The sequence below is a fragment of the Bradyrhizobium sp. cf659 genome (assembly GCF_900113725.1).
In the GTDB taxonomy this organism is placed as follows: domain Bacteria; phylum Pseudomonadota; class Alphaproteobacteria; order Rhizobiales; family Xanthobacteraceae; genus Bradyrhizobium.
Window position 1 is genome coordinate 982395 of the sequence record NZ_FOQJ01000002.1, and the last position, 16792, is coordinate 999186.

General features: G+C 64.6%; 16 protein-coding genes and 1 pseudogene. 11 read left to right on the forward strand and 6 right to left on the reverse strand.

Annotation, left to right across the window (positions count from 1 at the left end):
• The first annotated feature begins 119 nt into the window (after window positions 1–119).
• Together BM118_RS13505 and BM118_RS13510 are read left to right on the forward strand one after the other, a co-directional pair.
• Entirely contained in the window at window positions 120–2483 is a 2364-nt protein-coding gene (locus BM118_RS13505; protein WP_092186175.1) for a transketolase, read from the forward strand.
• Window positions 2484–2764: 281 nt separating this feature from the next.
• Window positions 2765–4195, forward strand: coding sequence for an aldehyde dehydrogenase family protein (locus tag BM118_RS13510; RefSeq protein ID WP_092185945.1), 1431 nt, complete (start codon window positions 2765–2767; stop codon window positions 4193–4195).
• Between the two features lie 399 nt (window positions 4196–4594).
• Here the strand turns inward: BM118_RS13510 and BM118_RS13515 are convergent, their stop codons facing one another.
• Window positions 4595–5572: an SMP-30/gluconolactonase/LRE family protein gene (locus tag BM118_RS13515; protein WP_092185948.1), complete on the reverse strand. Its 978-nt coding sequence runs from the start codon at window positions 5570–5572 to the stop codon at window positions 4595–4597.
• Window positions 5573–5663: 91 nt separating this feature from the next.
• Between BM118_RS13515 and BM118_RS13520 the strand changes: the two genes are divergently transcribed.
• From BM118_RS13520 to BM118_RS13530, 3 genes are all read left to right on the forward strand, one after another.
• A complete protein-coding gene (locus BM118_RS13520; protein ID WP_092185950.1) occupies window positions 5664–6488 on the forward strand; it encodes an NAD-dependent epimerase/dehydratase family protein in 825 nt (274 codons plus the stop codon).
• Between the two features lie 242 nt (window positions 6489–6730).
• On the forward strand, window positions 6731–7027 hold the full coding sequence (locus BM118_RS13525) for a hypothetical protein (RefSeq protein WP_244550144.1): 297 nt from the start codon (window positions 6731–6733) through the stop codon (window positions 7025–7027).
• Between the two features lie 203 nt (window positions 7028–7230).
• Window positions 7231–7848 (forward strand): hypothetical protein, encoded by a 618-nt coding sequence (locus BM118_RS13530; protein WP_177234265.1) that lies wholly within the window; start codon window positions 7231–7233, stop codon window positions 7846–7848.
• A gap of 46 nt (window positions 7849–7894) precedes the next feature.
• Here the strand turns inward: BM118_RS13530 and BM118_RS42305 are convergent, their stop codons facing one another.
• The gene (locus BM118_RS42305) at window positions 7895–8143 is read right to left on the reverse strand and encodes a transglutaminase family protein (protein ID WP_244550153.1); all 249 of its coding nucleotides are present in this window, start codon (window positions 8141–8143) and stop codon (window positions 7895–7897) included.
• 70 nt (window positions 8144–8213) lie between these two features.
• A pseudogene (locus BM118_RS42310) lies at window positions 8214–8384 on the reverse strand (transglutaminase N-terminal domain-containing protein); the annotation flags it as partial.
• A gap of 193 nt (window positions 8385–8577) precedes the next feature.
• Between BM118_RS42310 and BM118_RS13540 the strand changes: the two are divergent.
• Together BM118_RS13540 and BM118_RS13545 are read left to right on the forward strand one after the other, a co-directional pair.
• Entirely contained in the window at window positions 8578–8841 is a 264-nt protein-coding gene (locus BM118_RS13540) for a GlsB/YeaQ/YmgE family stress response membrane protein (protein WP_177234266.1), read from the forward strand.
• A gap of 72 nt (window positions 8842–8913) precedes the next feature.
• A complete protein-coding gene (locus BM118_RS13545; protein ID WP_092186177.1) occupies window positions 8914–9300 on the forward strand; it encodes a hypothetical protein in 387 nt (128 codons plus the stop codon).
• A 201-nt stretch (window positions 9301–9501) separates the two neighbouring features.
• Here BM118_RS13545 and BM118_RS13550 read toward each other — a convergent pair whose 3' ends face one another.
• Window positions 9502–10182, reverse strand: coding sequence for a GntR family transcriptional regulator (locus BM118_RS13550; RefSeq protein ID WP_092185954.1), 681 nt, complete (start codon window positions 10180–10182; stop codon window positions 9502–9504).
• 174 nt (window positions 10183–10356) lie between these two features.
• Here BM118_RS13550 and BM118_RS13555 point away from each other — a divergent pair, with 174 nt between their 5' ends.
• From BM118_RS13555 to BM118_RS13570, 4 genes are all read left to right on the forward strand, one after another.
• Window positions 10357–12075 carry an IlvD/Edd family dehydratase gene (locus tag BM118_RS13555; protein ID WP_177234302.1) on the forward strand — a complete coding sequence of 573 codons (1719 nt, stop codon included), beginning with the start codon at window positions 10357–10359 and terminating at the stop codon, window positions 12073–12075.
• Between the two features lie 61 nt (window positions 12076–12136).
• The gene (locus BM118_RS13560) at window positions 12137–13132 is read left to right on the forward strand and encodes a TRAP transporter substrate-binding protein (protein WP_092185958.1); all 996 of its coding nucleotides are present in this window, start codon (window positions 12137–12139) and stop codon (window positions 13130–13132) included.
• Window positions 13133–13324: 192 nt separating this feature from the next.
• Window positions 13325–13903 carry a TRAP transporter small permease gene (locus tag BM118_RS13565; protein ID WP_011085612.1) on the forward strand — a complete coding sequence of 193 codons (579 nt, stop codon included), beginning with the start codon at window positions 13325–13327 and terminating at the stop codon, window positions 13901–13903.
• Entirely contained in the window at window positions 13900–15240 is a 1341-nt protein-coding gene (locus tag BM118_RS13570; RefSeq protein ID WP_092185960.1) for a TRAP transporter large permease, read from the forward strand. The genes BM118_RS13565 and BM118_RS13570 overlap by 4 nt, the downstream gene beginning before the upstream one ends.
• Here BM118_RS13570 and BM118_RS13575 read toward each other — a convergent pair.
• Window positions 15200–15805, reverse strand: a complete 606-nt coding sequence (locus BM118_RS13575) for a histidine phosphatase family protein (protein WP_092185962.1) — start codon at window positions 15803–15805, stop codon at window positions 15200–15202. The genes BM118_RS13570 and BM118_RS13575 overlap by 41 nt on opposite strands.
• On the reverse strand, window positions 15802–16596 hold the full coding sequence (locus tag BM118_RS13580; RefSeq protein WP_092185965.1) for an enoyl-CoA hydratase/isomerase family protein: 795 nt from the start codon (window positions 16594–16596) through the stop codon (window positions 15802–15804). The genes BM118_RS13575 and BM118_RS13580 overlap by 4 nt, the downstream gene beginning before the upstream one ends.
• Window positions 16597–16792 lie beyond the last annotated feature (196 nt).

Genomic DNA, 16792 nt, shown 5'->3' on the forward strand with positions numbered 1-16792 from the left:
GTTCTATGGGGGCTCCTTGGTAAAATATCCCAATATCGGCAGGTATGGCGCGAAAAATTGAGAAGTTTGGCGCCCCTCGCGGGAGTATCATCGAGGCCATATTCTTCCGGAGCATCGCCATGCCCGTCGATTCCGCGCGTCTCGAAACCCTGACTGCCCTTGGCCGCAAGGCGCTGTGGCTGTCGTCATGGACCATCCACCACGCCAACCATATCCGCTCCAACGCGGACGGGTTGAAGGTCGGCGGCCACCAGGCCTCGTCGGCCTCGCTCGCCACCATCATGTCGGCGCTGTATTTCCACGTGCTGCGCCCTGAGGATCGCGTCGCGGTGAAGCCGCATGCGAGCCCGGTGTTCCACGCCATCCAGTATCTGTTCGGCCGGCAGAGCCGCGAGAAGCTGGAGAATTTTCGCGGCTTCAAGGGCGCGCAGTCCTATCCCTCGCGCACCAAGGACGTCGACGACGTCGATTTCTCGACCGGCTCGGTCGGCCTCGGCGTCGCGCAGACGCTGTTCGCCTCGCTGGTGCAGGACTACGTCAAGGCGCATGGCTGGATGAAGGACCGCCGCGAAGGGCGGATGATCGCGCTGGTCGGCGACGCCGAGATGGACGAGGGCAACATCTTCGAAGCCTTGGCAGAAGGCTGGAAGCACGGCCTACGCAACACCTGGTGGGTGGTCGACTACAACCGCCAGTCGCTCGACGCCGTCGTGCGCGAAGGGCTCTGGGAAAAGTTCGAGACCATGTTCCGCAATTTCGGCTGGGACGTGGTGATCGTGAAATACGGCCGCCTGATGCGCGAAGCGTTCGCCGAGCCCGGCGGCGAGGCGCTCAAGCGCTGGATCGACAATTGCCCGAACGCGCTCTATGCGGCGCTGTGCTTCCAGGGCGGCGCGGCCTTCCGCAAGCATCTGCACGACGAGATCGGCGATCAGGGGCCGATCACCAAGCTGATCGACAAGCGCAGCGATGAGGAACTGCTGGCGTTGATGTCGAACCTCGGCGGCCACGACATGGCGAGCATGCTGGAGGCGTTCGAATCCATCGACCATGATCGCCCGGTCTGCTTCATCGCCTACACCATCAAGGGCGTCGGCCTGCCGTTCCAGGGCCACAAGGACAACCACGCCGGCCTGATGACGGTCGCGCAGATGGAGAAATATCGCGAGAGCCAGAACATCCGGCCGGGCCACGAATGGGACAAGTACGAGGGCCTCGCGCTAGCTCCCGCCGAGCTCGACGCGTTCCTCGCGCGCGTGCCGTTCAACCAGGACGGCCGCCGGCTGACCGCGCCGGTCGTCGAGGTGCCATCGCAGCTCGCCTTCAAGCCGTCGCCGCAGATGTCGACCCAGCAGGGCTTTGGCCTCGTGCTGAACGAGATCGCGCGCGGCGATAGCGAGCTCGCCAGGCGCATCGTCACGACCTCGCCCGACGTCACCGTCTCGACCAATCTCGGCCCGTGGGTGAACCGGCGCGGCCTGTTCGCGCGCGCCGAGAAAGCCGACTTATTCCGCAGCGAGAAAATTCCCTCCACCTACAACTGGGACGCCTCGCCCAAGGGCCAGCATCTCGAGCTCGGCATCGCCGAGATGAATTTGTTCATCATGCTCTCCGCGCTCGGCCTGTCGCACCAGATCAACGGCGAACGGCTGCTGCCGGTCGGCACGCTCTACGATCCCTTCATCGAGCGCGGGCTCGATGCGCTGAATTATGCCTGCTACCAGGATGCGCGCTTCATGGTGGCGGCGACGCCGTCGGGCATCACGCTCGCGCCCGAGGGCGGCGCGCACCAGTCGATCGCGACGCCGCTGATCGGCATGGCGCAGGACGGGCTCGCCTCGTTCGAGCCGGCCTTCGTCGACGAGCTCGCCGTGATCATGGGCTGGGGGTTCAATCACATGCAGCGCGATCCGGGCGAGGGCGGTTCCGTCTATCTGCGGCTCTCGACGCGCAGCATCGAGCAGGCGCAGCGGATCATGACGCCGGAACTGGAGCAGGGCATCACCGACGGCGCCTATTGGCTGCGCAAGCCCGGGCCCAATGCCGAGCTGGTGATCGCCTATACCGGCGCGGTCGCGCCCGAAGCGATCGAGGCGACCGGGTTCATCGGCGAGAGCCGCCGCGACATCGGTCTGCTCGCAATCACTTCGGCTGACCGCCTGCATTCCGGATGGACCGCCGCACGGAAATTGCGCCGCGATCGCCGCGGCGTGCAGCACCTCAGCCACATCGAAAAGCTGCTGGCGCCGCTGCCGCGAGACTGCGGCATCGTGACCGTGATCGACGGCCACCCGTCCGCGCTCGGCTGGCTCGGCAGCGTCCGCGGCCACCGCGTCGAGGCACTCGGCGTCGAGCAGTTCGGCCAGACCGGCAGCATCGCGGACCTCTACCGCCACTACGGCATCGACGCCAACGCCATCATCGATGCGGCCGAAAGCCTCACCACCGGCGCGCCGGTGCTGCATCGGAAGATGGCGGTTTAAGCCTCCGTCGTCGTCCTGGCGAAAGCCAGGGCCCATACGCCGCGGCAGTGATTGTAGGCGACGGGCGGTAGACGCCTGAGCAAGCCAACCAAGGTTGGTGGTGGGTCCTGGCTTTCGCCAGGACGACGTCGGTTGCGACCTTGCCTCCCTCCCGCCATCGGCTCATATAACCTCCGTCCGCCGCAACGCTGGCCCCGCATATGGCGGGTTCAATTGCCGGCGCTTTCGTGCAAGGATGCCTGCCGAAACGCCCCCTCCAAGCCCCCAAGAAGAGGTTAACGATGGTCAATCGCTTGCAATTCTACATCGACGGCGCCTGGGTCGATCCCGCCGTCAAGAAGTCCACCCCGGTCGTCAATCCGGCGACGGAAGAGGCGATGTACGAGGTTGCGCTCGGCTCCAAGGCCGATGTCGACAAGGCCGCTGCCGCCGCCAAGCGCGCCTTTGCAACGTTCTCCCAGACCAGCCGCGAGGAGCGCGTCGCGCTGCTCTCGAAAATCATCGAGATCTACAAGGGCCGCCTCAAGGAGATCGGCGCTGCCGTCTCCGACGAGATGGGCGCGCCGCTGCCGATGGCGGAGAAGCTGCAGGCCGGCGCCGGCCTCGGCCATCTCATGACCACGCTCGACGTGCTCAAGAACTATCATTTCGAGGAGCCGGTCGGCACCGCCATGGTGCTGCGCGAGCCGATCGGCGTGGTCGGCATGATCACGCCCTGGAACTGGCCGCTCAACCAGATCGCCTGCAAGGTCGCGCCCGCGCTCGCCGCCGGCTGCACCATGATCCTGAAGCCGTCGGAGTTCACCCCGACCTCGGCGCTGATCTTCGCGGAAATCCTCCATGAAGCCGGCGTGCCGAAGGGCGTGTTCAACCTCGTCAACGGCCTCGGCCCCGAGGTCGGCGCCGCCATGAGCGAGCATCCCGATATCGACATGATCTCGTTCACCGGCTCGACCCGCGCCGGCATCGACGTTGCCAAGCGCGCCGCTCCCACCGTGAAGCGCGTCAGCCAGGAGCTCGGCGGCAAGTCGCCGAACGTCATCCTCGAAGGCGCCGACCTGACCAAGGCGGTGACCGGCGGCGTGATGCACATGTTCAACAACTCCGGCCAGTCCTGCAACGCGCCCTCGCGCATGATCGTGCCGCTGTCGAAGATGAAGGAAGTCGCCGCGATCGCGAAGGCGGTCGCCGACAAGACCAAGGCGGGCGATCCGCGCGCCGAAGGCACCACCATCGGCCCCGTGGTCAACCGCGGCCAGTGGGACAAGATCCAGGGCCTCATCAAGAAGGGCATCGACGAGGGCGCAACGCTCGTCGCCGGCGGCCCGGGCCTGCCCGAGGGCGTCAACAAGGGCTTCTACGTCCGTCCGACCATCTTCGCCGACGTCACCCCCGACATGACGATCGCCCGCGAAGAGATTTTTGGACCGGTGCTGACCATCATCGGCGCCAAGGACGAAGCCGACGCCGTGCAGATCGCCAACGACACGCCCTACGGTCTTGCCGGCTATGTCTCGGCCGACACGGTCGAGAGCGCCAAGCGTGTCGCCCGCCAGATCCGCGCCGGCAACGTCAACCTCCAGGGCGTGCCCAACGACCGCACCGCGCCGTTCGGCGGCTACAAGCAGTCCGGCAACGGCCGCGAGTGGGGCAAGTACGGCCTCGAGGACTTCCTCGAAGTGAAGGCCGTCGCCGGCTTCAACGCGGCGTAAGCTTTAGCGACTGAACAACGTGACGCCGGAGCGGAAAACCGCTCCGGCGTTTTTCGTTTCGTCATTGCGAGGAGCTCTTGCGACGAAGCAATCCAGACTGTTTTCGCGGAGGGATTCTGGATTGCTTCGCTTCGCTCGCAATGACGGAGGAGGGACCTCGTAGGGTGGGCAAAGGAGCGTAGCGACGTGCCCACCATCGCGAGCCGAACGAGAGATGGCGGGGCACGCTTCGCTTTGCCCACCCTACGAAACCCTCTCTCGTCATTCCGGGGCATCGCGAAGCGATGAGCCCGGAATCCATTTGGCCACACACTCTGTCGCACGATGGATTCTCAGATGCGCAATTGCGCATCATAGCTCGCGACGAAGACGGCGCGCCCCGGAATGACGGTGGCGGTGCTATCCCCCCACCGCGCCCTGCGTGTTCACATACAGCGCGTAGATCGACTGGCTCGCCGCCATGAACAGGCGGTTGCGCTTGACGCCGCCGAAGCAGAGATTGGCGCAGCGCTCGGGCAGGGCGATGCGGCCGATCATGACGCCGTCGGGCGCGAACACCACGACGCCGTCGAGCTCGGGGTCGCCCATGCCCCAGCCGCACCAGAGATTGCCGTCGATGTCGCAGCGCATGCCATCCGGCGTGCCGGGACCTGCATCGATATGGACGCGCTTGTTGGAGATGGTGGTGCCGTCCGCCGCGACGTCAAAGGCGAGGATCTTGCGGTTCGGCACGCCGCGCGATTCCACGACGTAGAGGATCTTCTCGTCGGGCGAGAAGCACAGCCCGTTGGGTCCGAGCACGCCCTCAGCGACGATGGTCGCCTTGCCGGTCGAAGGATCCAGCCGATAGACGTTCGGATCGATCTCCGGCTCCGCCTTGTAGCCCTCGTAATTGCCGAGCAGGCCGAAGGTCGGATCGGTGAACCAGACGGAGCCGTCGGACTTCACCACGACGTCGTTCGGCGAGTTCAGCCGCTTGCCGCCAAAGGAATCCATCAGCACGGTGATGCTGCCGTCATATTCGGTGCGGGTCACGCGGCGCCCGCCATGCTCGCAGGTGACGAGCCGGCCCTGGCGGTCGCGCGTGTTGCCGTTGGCGAAATTGGAGGGCTTGCGGAAGACCGAGACGGCGCCGGTCTCCTCCTCCCATTTGATGATGCGCTGGTTCGGGATGTCGCTGCACAAGAGATAGCGTCCGTCGCCGAACCAGACCGGCCCCTCGGCCCAGCGCAGGCCGGTCGTCAGCCGTTCCACCGCCGAAAGCTTCAGCCAGTATTTTTCGAAGCGGGGGTCCAGTGCTTTTATCGCCGGATCGGGGTAATAGGTCGCCGGCCGCCAGCCTTGTGGCCGTTCAGTGTGGGACGATGCATCGTTCATGTGCAGGTCTCGTTGTTGCGTTCCCTCTGTCCAAGTCTGCTAGCATCAGTTATCTACGGCCGCAAATCGGTCACCACAGGCGAGGGAAGACATGCCGCGTATTTTGATGACGGGAGCTTCGGGTGGAATTGGCAAGAGCCTGCGAAAGCTGCTGCCGCCGATCTATCCGGATCTCCTGCTCTCCGACATCAAGCCGCCCGCCGATCTCGGCGCGAACGAAAAATTCAAAGCGGCGGATCTCGCCGATCTCGCCCAGTGCGAAGCGATCTGCGAGGGCGTCGACGGCATCATCCATTTCGGGGGCTATTCGGTCGAAGGCCCCTGGAACGACATCCTCCAGGCCAATATCATCGGCGGCTACAATCTGTTCGAGGCCGCCTACCGCAAGGGCGTCAAGCGCGTTGTGTTCGCCTCGTCCAACCACGCCGTCGGCTTCTATCCCCGCCACCACAAGATCGGGACCGATGTCACCCCGCGCCCCGACGGCCGCTATGGCGTCAGCAAGGTATTCGGCGAGGCGGTCGGTGCGCTCTACGCCGACAAGCACGGCCTGAAGGTGACGTGCCTGCGCATCGGCAATTTCGGCGACATGCCGCTCGACCAGCGCCGGCTCTCGATCTGGCTGAAGCCCGACGACCTCGTGCAGCTCTGCCGCATCGGGCTCGAACATCCCGATATCCATTTCGAGGTCTTCTACGGCGCCTCCCTCAACGAGCGCGCCTGGTGGGACAACCACCGCGCCTACGAGTTCGGCTATCGCCCGACCGGCCGCTCCGAGGATCACGTCGCGCACGCGATGGCCGAGCAGGCCAAGCTGAAGCCCGACCCGATCGGCGACCACTATCAGGGCGGCGCATTCTGCAGCAACGAGTTCGACGGCGATGCGAGCCGCATCATCGATTGGACCAAGCGGTAGCGTCGATGCTTGCAGGAGCGTAGCTGCGCTTCCCCGGCTCCGCTTTCCGGAGCCGGGAGAGGTTCGCGCGTGCAGCAGGTCTGAAGGGCCCCTTGCGACTAACGTCTGCGTCCACACCGTAGAGTTCCGGATTTCCGTTTTCGGAAATAGGCGTTCTATTGTCGGAACACGTGAGTGTTTCTTCTATGCATTGCCTTACGCGGAAGTGACCGCCTTTTCATTCCAGCGATTGTGGAAGCAAGATGCGCAAGATGGTTCTGTCGGGGGCCGCGGTATTGACGGTCGTCCTCGTCGCGGCGGCCTCCTGGCCAACACCACGGCCGAATGTGGAGCAATTCGGAGATAGCGTCTACGAAACCATCTGGTTCTGGCGCATCCCGGCCTACGCCTACAATCCTGCCTGGCGTGTGCGCTGGATGTGGAACGATCCGCTTCACGCACAGGCAAGATGCTGCCGGATCACGCTGCAGCCGGTGGCCGAACCGGCTCCGCAGGTTCCTCCAGCTGGTAAGGTGGTCGCGCGCTTGGCAGGCAAGTAGAAGGGCGCGCGTCAGGCCCTCTTCGGAGGTGTCCGGGTGCTTGGCGCGCTGCGGCCGGGTGCGCGTACATGGTTCCGGAGATTGTTTGCATTTCTCTCAAATAAGTTCCTTGCTTTAAGCTTAACCAGAAACCTAATCCTCGATTTACAGCCGCAATCTACAGTTTACCTTGTTCTTGAATCGGCAATTCAAGGACGCCAACAATGCGCGGCTCAGCGCCCAAGACGTGGCTCGTTATTGTTCTGGCGGCATCCAGTTTCAGTGCGCGTGCCGACGAGAACAAATCTGATGGCGGCAGCTCGGCGTCGCTTGCTCCCCGCGCCAGGATCGAATGTTCGCTCAAGCGCAAGCCCGGTGAACCCCTCGATCCTCCGTCGACGGCTGCCATTCCCGGTCCCGAATCCTTCGTTGCGAGCCAGCATTTCAGGGAAGACATCGCGCCGACCGCGGCTGTCAAGATTTCGTGGCTTGGGGCGACCTTTGCGCGCCGGTTCGCGGTGAAGGTCGAAGCCGCGGACGATACGTCCCTGCAGACTCATGTCCTGAATAAGCCCTCGAGTGCCGTGCAGATCCTCGGTGAGCTAGGCCCACGCGCTGAGAGCAAGCTTGCCGACATCTGGTGTCTCTTGAAGCTGCAGGCCAACGGCGAAAGCGGGGCGCTGCAGACCAGCTCGGTTCCGAACCTCTTCTTCGTCCGTGACAGCATGGGCGATCTTGGCGTGGTTGACGCCCTGTGGGGTGGCGCGGGCTGGGAAATCGGGGCCAGTCCAGTCGGAAGCCAACGGCCATGGACTCCTGGCACGCGCGTATTCTCTCACTGACTGGCCCTCGCCCGGCCTTGGGACGTTTGAACGCAGCGCCTGTGGCCTATCCCTCCGAAGGATCGAGCATTTCGCCGAGCTTGTGAACGGCAACATTGATCGACATGCCGAGGTAGTCGCCGAAATCGCCGTACCACGAGCCGGCCAGCGGCACGGCCTGCCCCGGGTGCCGCGCTATGGCCACCGGGATGAGGTCGAAGCCGGCGCTCAGCATGTTGGTTGGATCGTAATCGAGCCAGCCGGCGCCAGGCAGGAACACCTGCACCCATGCATGGGTGGCGCCGGAGCCGGTCATCCCCACGGCGGGTGAGTGTCAGCTCGCTGCCGGGCTCGCTGAAGTCCATCACGGTGACGGCATTGGAGCGGGAGTCGGTGACCCAATGCACCTTTGACGGCAGGCTGGTCGAGGCGGACCAGCGAAGCAGCCGGGTCGAGGACCCACGCCGCGGCAGGAACATGGCCCGGTGCGTGCCGAACGTCACCGGCTTTGCATAGCGATAGGTCGTCGTGTGCGTGATCTCGCCGATGATCGCCATGCATCAATCCCGCTTCGCGTTGCGGGGCTCGTTGAGCGCCTTCCGCACGGGAAAGAGCAGGCTCCAGCTGTCGGCTCGGCCGCTTCTGCCCATTGATCTAGATCAACATCGTTCCGGGGATCGTCTGGCCCATCAAACGATCACGCAGTCCTTCAAAGGTTGATGTGCGAATTGACCGAACGGAGCGGTGGACATGGGCATCCTTTGGACGATCATCATCGGATTTCTCGTAGGACTGATCGCGAGGTTCATCATGCCCGGCGACAAGTCCGAGCCCAAAGGGTTCATCTTGACGACGGTGCTGGGAATTGTCGGCGCCTTCATTGCGACCTGGCTCGGTCAGGCCGTGGGATGGTACCGGTTCGGGGAGGGCGCCGGCTTCATCGGAAGCGTGGTCGGTGCAATCATCCTTCTGTTTCTGTATGGCCTTGTCATGGGTCGTCAGGGGCGCGCCTGAGCAATCCAAATGTTCTGCCGCGTGGTGACCGCAAGCAACACGATCGTCGAAATCGTGCTGACAGTCGTCGCGATGCTCGCGATGATCGTATCAGGACCGGCGCAAGCCGCCATGCTCAGCGATGCCGAAGCGATGTTCCTCGACCAGCTCGTCACCGCATCCGTAGTGCTGGAGCAACGATGCGACGGTTACGAGGTTGATGGTGCCGGCGGCGTTCAACTCGGCGCCCGGCTGCTCGGCAGTCCTGAGGCCGCGATGGCCATGATCGACGCCTATGCTGCGGCCATCAAGGCCCGCGATGGCGAGAGCTACGATCCCCGCAAATTCCGTCCCGAAGTGTCCGACGCGGCCCGCAAAACGTTCAGGCGCGTCCGGACGGACTTGATCAGAAACCCGAAAAGGGCCTGCGCCGATTATGGCGAGATCAGCGTGGAGCAAGGGCTGCTGAGGCGGTATTGAGCTGCGCGCGGCGCGATTGCGAGCAAGGGCGCCGGCGGCGACGCATTGGAATAAACGGTAGCTCACCGCGCAGATCGGTCTCGTGTGGGCGTCGCCCGCGAGCCCGCCGCATGGGCACTATTTCAGCGATAAAGGTGCGTCGGAGAACGCCTTGCGAAGGGCGGGTCTGGCACGTTTGCGATCAACCTGCCATACCGGGGCTTAAGTTGTCTCCCCCGCAATCCTTGCCAGATAATCCGACTTGCTGAACTGCATATGATCCACGCACAGCTGGGCCAGCGCCCAGCTGTCGCGCCCCCTAAGCAGCTCGATCATCAGCTCGTGCTGGCGCCGCGATTGCGCGAGCCCCTCGCGGTCGGCAAGGTTCTTCGCACGCATCGGCAGCGTCAGGTTCATGTAGTCCTGGAGCGAGCGCACCAGATAGGGATTGCCGCAGGCTGAAAACAGCGCGAGGTGGAAGGCGTCGTTGGCCTCGTGGATGCCGCGCAGATCTTGCGCGTCCGCCTTCGCGCAATATTGCCGTTGTAGCGCCGTCAGCTCGTCGATCAGGCCTTGCGGTGCGGGCAGGGGGATCATCAGCGCCGCCTGCCGGGTCAGCATCTCCCGGACCTCGTAGATCTGCCGGACCTCGTCGGCCGAATAGAACCGCACGGTGGCGCCGACGTTCTTCTCGCGGCGGACGATGCCGCGCCGCTCGGCATCCACCAGCGCCTGCCGCACGAAGTGCCGCGAGGTGCCGTAAGCCGACATCAGCGCGTCCTCGGTCAGGCGCGCGCCCGGCGCGAGCCGGCCGAAGATGATGTCCTCCTCCAGGCGCGCGACCACGTCGTCCGGATCGTCGCGCCGGACCGTCATGCTGTCTGCGGTGTGATTCTCGGGCATCCCCTCGGCCTCCGGCCCCGCGCCGGTCCGTCCTGTGGAGCAGGGAAGGCTTGGATTGTCAATAATCTGCTCGTTTGGCGGTGCGGCAATCCAGAAATTGCCAGATATGCGCCTATCTTATTGACAATCGAGGGGCAGCCTGTACGACAATGGCAAGGTGAATGGAGTGGCATGATGACGAGTGGCTTGCGCAAGGGTCTGACGAGCTATGGCGATGCCGGCTTCTCGCTGTTCCTGCGCAAGGCGTTCATCAAGGCCATGGGCTATTCCGACGACGCGCTTGAGCGTCCGATCGTCGGCATCACCAACACCTACAGCGACTACAATCCCTGCCACGGCAACGTCCCCCAGATCATCGAGGCCGCCAAGCGCGGCGTGATGCTGTCGGGCGCGATGCCGTTCGTGTTTCCGACCATCTCGATCGCCGAGAGCTTCGCGCATCCGACCTCGATGTATCTGCGCAATTTGATGGCGATGGACACCGAGGAGATGATCCGGGCCCAGCCGATGGATTCGGTGATCGTGATCGGCGGCTGCGACAAGACGCTGCCGGCGCAGGTGATGGCGGCGATCAGTGCCGACCTGCCGACCGTGGTCATCCCCGTTGGCCCCATGGTGGTCGGCCATCACAAGGGCGAGGTGCTGGGCGCCTGCACCGACTGCCGCCGGCTGTGGGCGAAATATCGCGCCGGCGACATGGACGACGTCGAGATCGAGGCGGTCAACGGCCGTCTCGCGCCGTCGGTCGGCACCTGCATGGTGATGGGCACGGCCTCCACCATGGCCTGCATGATCGAAGCCATGGGCCTGTCGCTGCCGATGAGCGCGACGATCCCCGCGCCACATGCCGAACGCTTCCGTCTTGCGGAAGCCAGCGGCCGGGTGGCGGCTGAGATGGCCAGGACCAAGGGGCCGAAGCCGAGCGAGTTGCTGACTCCGGCATCTTTCAAGAACGCGCAGGTCGTGCTTCAGGCGATCGGCGGCTCGACCAACGGCCTGATCCATCTGACGGCGATGGCGCATCGCTCGCCGCACCGGCTCGATCTCGAAGTCTTCGACCAGATCGGCCGCGAGGTGCCGGTGCTGGTCGATCTCAAGCCGTCCGGCGAGCACTACATGGAGCATTTCCATCACGCCGGCGGGGTGCCGAAGCTGCTGGCGCAGCTCGGCGATCTCGTCGATCTCGACGCGAAGACCATCACCGGTCAGACGCTGCGCGAAATCGCGGCGAATGCGGAAGACGTGCCTGGCCAGGACGCGATCCGTCCGCGCGACAATCCGATCAAGAAGGAAGGCGGCCTCGCCGTCCTGCACGGCAATCTCGCCCCGCGCGGCGCGGTCATCAAGCAATCGGCCGCGAGCCCGAAGCTGCTGCAGCATACCGGGCGGGCGGTGGTGTTCGAATCCGTCGAGGACATGACCTTGCGGATCGACGATCCCGATCTCGACGTGACCGCCGAAGACGTGCTGGTGCTGCGCAATGCCGGCCCGAAGGGCGCGCCGGGCATGCCGGAGGCGGGCTATCTGCCGATCCCGAAGAAGCTCGCGCGCGGCGGCACCAAGGACATGGTGCGCATTTCCGATGCGCGCATGAGCGGCACGGCGTTCGGCACCATCGTGCTCCACATCACGCCGGAATCCGCCGTCGGCGGGCCACTGGCGCTGGTGAGGAACGGCGACATGATCCGGCTGGATGTTGCCAGGCGCAGCATCGAGCTGCTGGTCGATGCCGCCGAGCTGGAACGGCGGCGCGCCGCGCTCAAGCCGGCGGCGGCGCCCGAGGAGGCGCGGCGCGGCTACGCCTGGCTGTTCAACGAGACCATCATGCAGGCCGACGAGGGCTGCGATTTCGATTTCATGCAGAGGACTGGGAAGCAGACCGAGAAGGGGTGACCGACCACCCGAACGAACGCCCAGACCGCTGAAGCGGCGGGCGATAAAACAGGGGGAAACGATGATTGCACGATCCATGCGTGGGTTGGCGGCGCTGTCCGCCATGCTGTTCGTCACCGGGGCCGGGGCACAGGAGGTGAAGCATTATCGCTTCGCCTATGACCAGCCGCGCAACACCGGCTATTCGATCGCGGGCGACCTCTTTGCCGACAAGCTCAAGGAATTGAGCAAGGGCACCATGATCATCGACCAGTACCCCGGCGCGCAGCTCGGGCAGGAGCCGCAGGTGCTCCAGCTCGTGAAAGCCGGCGACGTCGAGTTCGCGATCATCTCCTCGGCCAACACCGCGACGATCTCGCCGCAGGCCGGCGTGATGTCGCTGCACTTCCTGTTCCGCGACGAGAACCACGTGGTCAAGGGGCTGGCCGATCCCCGCGTGTTCGAAGCGCTCAAGACCATGATCGACGAGACCACGCAGGGCCTGCACGTGATCGCGACCGGCTCGCAGGGCGTACGCCACATGTACAGCAGGCGGGAAATCCACAATGTCGGCGACGTCAAGGGCCTGAAGGTCCGCGTCCAGGCGACCGCGACCGAAGACATGATGTTCCCGGCCTATGGTGCCCAGACCGTGCACATGCCGTTCGGCAGCGTCTACACTTCGCTGCAGACCGGCGTGGTCGACGTCGCCGAGAACAGCATCAACGTCTACCTCGTCAACAAGCACTACGAGGTCGCGCCGGTCCTCAACATCACCGAGCACGAAGCCAACAACGCGCTGGTGTTCATCTCCGACAAGCTCTGGCAGAGCCTGTCGGCGGAGCAGAAGGGCTGGGTGCAGGCGGCGGCCAACGAGATCAGCACCAAGGAGCCGCAGAAGGCGTTCGACCTCGAGCGCACCGCGGCCGACAAGCTGAAGAAGATGGGCGTCAAGATCGTCGACAACGTCGACAAGAAGAGTTTTACGACGATCGCCGATCCCTATCTCGACAAGCTCGCCAAGGAGCTCGGCCCGCATGCCGAGAAGGTCAAGAATTTGATCCGGTCGATCAACTAGGCCGTCTGCGCAGGCGCCCCCACGAGTCGTCCCGGCCTAGTGCGCAATTGCGCACGGGAGCCGGGACCCATACTCCGCGGCGGTGCTTTGGGCAGGATGGCTGTCAGCTCGCTTTAATCATAAGGGCTTGGGGGTATGGGTCCCGGCCCCCCGTGCGCAATTGCGCACTAGGCCGGGACGACGGGAGCAACGATGGCCATCGCCGACAAACTGCTCGTTCAGCGCCAACGCCACCTGAAATGGCGCGGGCTCGACTGGCTCGAGCTTGCGCTGATGATTCTCTGCGGCGTGCTGTGCTTCGGCTTCTCGCTCTCGGTCACCGCCGACATCGTCACCCGCACCATCGGCCATCCCTGGCTGTGGCTTCAGGAAGTCACCTCGACGCTGTTCATCTACGCGATCTTTGTCGGTACCGCGGCTGCGACGCGGCGCAACGATCACCTCTATCTCACCGCGATCTCCGAGGCGATGCACGGCACGCCACGGCTGATCGTCGAAGTCATCATCCGCCTGGTCGTGCTCGGCGTCGCCTTCTGCCTGATCTGGTACGGCTATCAGAATTATCTCCGCGGCTTCGGCAGCTTCCGTCTGCCGTCGGGCACGCCGATCGCCTCGCTCTATGCGATCATTCCGCTCTCGGGCGTGCTGATCGGCCTCTTCACCATCGAGCAGCTCGTCAACGGCCTGCGCAACGGTTTTGACCATCCCGAGCCGCCGGACGAGGATGCAGCGCCCGGCCTCACAGAGGCGCAGATGAGGGCGCAGCCATGAGCGCACCTGTCGTCCTGGCGTTGATGTCGATCTGCTTCCTGTCCTTCGGCTATCTCGGCGTGCCCGTGCCGTTCTCGCTGATGGCCGGCGTCTTCATCGGCGCGATCCTGTCCGACGTGTCGCTCGCCGCCATCATCCAGAAGATATTCGACGGCGTCGATTCCGAGGCGCTGCTGGCGATCCCGTTCTTCCTGCTGGTCGGCGAGCTCATGAGCTCGGCCAATGTGGTGGTGCGGATCGCGAACCTGTCGGTGTCGCTGGTCGGGCACATCAGGGGCGGGCTGTCGCAGGTGGTCGTCGTCTTCAGCATGTTCTTCTCGGAGATGTCGGGCTCGACCACCGCCGACGTCGCGGTGATGAGCCGCGCGCTGGGCGGCCCGATGAAGCGCGAGGGCTACGAGCCCGCCTTCATCGCCGCGATCATCGCATCCGCCTCGACGATCGCGGCGCTGGTGCCGCCGAGCATCACGGCGGTGGTCTATGGCGCCGTCGGCAACGTCTCGATCGCCGGCCTGTTCATGGCGGGCGTGGTGCCGGGTCTGATGATCGGCTTCGGCCTGATGATCTACTGCTATTTCTTCGGCCCCTCCGGGCTGCGCAAGCCGCGCGCCCCGCTGCGGCAGGTGGTGTTCGCGGCGGGCGATGCGGCCCTGCCGCTGATGATCCCGGTGATCCTGCTCGGCGGCATCCTGACCGGCTGGTTCACGCCGACGGAGGCCGGCGTCGTCGCCGTGGTCTGGATCGTCCTCGTGGTCATCCCCGCGCTCAACCGCGGCCACTTCAGGAAGATCCCCTATGATTTCTGTCTCGCCGGGCTGATCTTCTCGCTGCCGCTGATCACCATCGGCGCCGCCAACGCCTTCGGCTGGATGCTCGCTTACTTGCGCGGCGCGAGCTACATCGCAGAAGTGATCACCTCGATTGCCGGCCACGATCCGCACCTGATCATGCTGCTGATGGTGCTGCTGTTCACCGTGGTCGGCGACTTCATCGAGCCGGTGCCGACCATCATCATCTTCATGCCGCTGGTCAACACGCTGACGGAAGCGGGCGACATCAACGCCGTGCATATGGGCGTGGTGCTGATCGCCACGCTCGCCTTCGGCCTGATCACGCCGCCTTATGGCTTGGTGCTGCTGATGGCGTCGAAATTTGTCGGCATCAGCTTTGCCAAGGCCTTGCGCGCCGCATTGCCGATCTATGTGGTGTTCCTGGCGACGATCGCGTTCGCGATCTATTTCCCGAGCGTCGTGCTGTGGCTGCCGCGGCACGTGCTGCCGGAGTCGGTCGGCTGCTTCAAGTCGCCGGCGGGGACGGGCTATATCTGCCCGCAGTAGCGACCTGCTCGATCCGCCATTGCGCCTGCTCGCGCACGTAACGGAACGGCGTGCCATGGCTGTTCTTGAAGTAGCTGCCGCACAGCGCGTTTGCCATGCCCTGCATCACGGCGTCGTGGCAGACGAACAGCAGATTGTCGTCGGGATGACGGTCGAGCCACGCGGAGACGCAAGCCAGCGACCGTTCCGTCATGGCGTCCCAGCTCTCGCCATCGGCGGGCAGGATCGAGACGAGGCCCGTCGCCGACTTGACGCCGTGCTTGATCATGAGGTCGCGAACGGGAAGGCCTTCAAAGCTTCCGAAGTCGAACTCGATGATGCCGTCGTCGATCGCGAGCGGCACCGAGATCGCAGCCGCGATGATCTCGGCCGTTCGCGCCGCGCGGACCAGGGGGCTCGCGACAATGCGGCTGATGCCGGCGCCGCGCAGCATGTCCACGGCTTCGTGCGCTTGCGCAAGCCCGTCCTCGTTCAGCGGATTGTCGGTGCGGCCCTGAAAGCGTCCCTGCCGGTTCCAGTCGGTCGCGCCGTGGCGAAGGCCGTAGAAGGTGCGCGCGGGTGTCACTTCGACTTGCTCGTGAACTTCTTCACGGCGAGCCGAAACTCCTCCGTGTTCATCGCCATGATGATCTTGTGTTCCTCGGCATCGAGCTGCTGCTTTACCGGCGTCGTGGCAGCCTGGTAGACCAGCGACTTGGTACCGGCGATCGCGGCAGGCGGGTTCTGCGCGAGACGTTCGGCGAGCTGCCGCGTCGCCGCCTTCAGCTCGGTCGCGGGAACGATCTTCGCGACCAGGCCCCATTCGTAGGCCTGCTGCGCGGTAAAATTGTCCTCGGACAGGAAGATCTGGAGCGCGCGGCGGGAGCCGACCGTGCCGACGATGCCGACCGTCGAGCCGCCGTCCGGCGACACCCCGATCTTGGCATAGGCCGGCGTGAACTTGGCGTCCTCCGCGGCGATGCAGAGATCGGTGACGAAGGCGAGGCCCATGCCGGCGCCGGCGGCCGATCCGTGGACGCTGGACAGCGACAGTTTCGGCATGCGCCGGATGGTCTCGATGAAGGTGTGATAATGCTTCAGCAGCTCGCCGACCACCGGCGTCACCGTGCCGGCTTCGGCCGCAGCTCCAATCGTCTGCAAATCGCCGCCGGCCGAGAAGGCGCGGCCTTCGCCCTCGATCACCACGACCCTGATGGCGTCGTCGCCTTCGAGATAGGACGCGAGCTGTTCGAGCTTTTCCGCGATGGCCAGGTTGATCGAGTTGAACGCGGCAGGGCGGTTGAGCGTGATGGTCGCGATCGGGCCGTCGATCCGCAGCAAGGCGGGATCATCGGGGTGGGAGGTGGGAGCTGGCATTGGAAATCCCCAGCATGAGGAGGTTCGTGCGACTAAATCGCAGAAGGCGAGGGGAGACAATCCCTGCGTACCACCCTTGCGCAAGGCGGAACGATAGGCTCAAATAGGGCTGCCTTCGTTGAGGGACGGACACGAGCGCCGGCTCCTCCTAGGCTAGCCAAGCCAATATCAGCATGAGAGGAGACGACATGGGTCA

What these genes read in the sequence shown, in the direction of transcription:
- BM118_RS13545 (WP_092186177.1), top strand. Translation starts at nt 8,914, where the DNA reads ATGCTCGCGATGATCGTATCAGGACCGGCGCAAGCCGCCATGCTCAGC.
- BM118_RS13505 (WP_092186175.1), top strand. Translation starts at nt 120, where the DNA reads ATGCCCGTCGATTCCGCGCGTCTCGAAACCCTGACTGCCCTTGGCCGC.
- BM118_RS13555 (WP_177234302.1), top strand. Translation starts at nt 10,357, where the DNA reads ATGACGAGTGGCTTGCGCAAGGGTCTGACGAGCTATGGCGATGCCGGC.
- BM118_RS13560 (WP_092185958.1), top strand. Translation starts at nt 12,137, where the DNA reads ATGATTGCACGATCCATGCGTGGGTTGGCGGCGCTGTCCGCCATGCTG.
- BM118_RS13565 (WP_011085612.1), top strand. Translation starts at nt 13,325, where the DNA reads ATGGCCATCGCCGACAAACTGCTCGTTCAGCGCCAACGCCACCTGAAA.
- BM118_RS13515 (WP_092185948.1), bottom strand. Translation starts at nt 5,572, where the DNA reads ATGAACGATGCATCGTCCCACACTGAACGGCCACAAGGCTGGCGGCCG.
- BM118_RS13570 (WP_092185960.1), top strand. Translation starts at nt 13,900, where the DNA reads ATGAGCGCACCTGTCGTCCTGGCGTTGATGTCGATCTGCTTCCTGTCC.
- BM118_RS13540 (WP_177234266.1), top strand. Translation starts at nt 8,578, where the DNA reads ATGGGCATCCTTTGGACGATCATCATCGGATTTCTCGTAGGACTGATC.
- BM118_RS13580 (WP_092185965.1), bottom strand. Translation starts at nt 16,596, where the DNA reads ATGCCAGCTCCCACCTCCCACCCCGATGATCCCGCCTTGCTGCGGATC.
- BM118_RS13520 (WP_092185950.1), top strand. Translation starts at nt 5,664, where the DNA reads ATGCCGCGTATTTTGATGACGGGAGCTTCGGGTGGAATTGGCAAGAGC.
- BM118_RS42305 (WP_244550153.1), bottom strand. Translation starts at nt 8,143, where the DNA reads ATGACCGGCTCCGGCGCCACCCATGCATGGGTGCAGGTGTTCCTGCCT.
- BM118_RS13525 (WP_244550144.1), top strand. Translation starts at nt 6,731, where the DNA reads ATGCGCAAGATGGTTCTGTCGGGGGCCGCGGTATTGACGGTCGTCCTC.
- BM118_RS13550 (WP_092185954.1), bottom strand. Translation starts at nt 10,182, where the DNA reads ATGCCCGAGAATCACACCGCAGACAGCATGACGGTCCGGCGCGACGAT.
- BM118_RS13510 (WP_092185945.1), top strand. Translation starts at nt 2,765, where the DNA reads ATGGTCAATCGCTTGCAATTCTACATCGACGGCGCCTGGGTCGATCCC.
- BM118_RS13530 (WP_177234265.1), top strand. Translation starts at nt 7,231, where the DNA reads ATGCGCGGCTCAGCGCCCAAGACGTGGCTCGTTATTGTTCTGGCGGCA.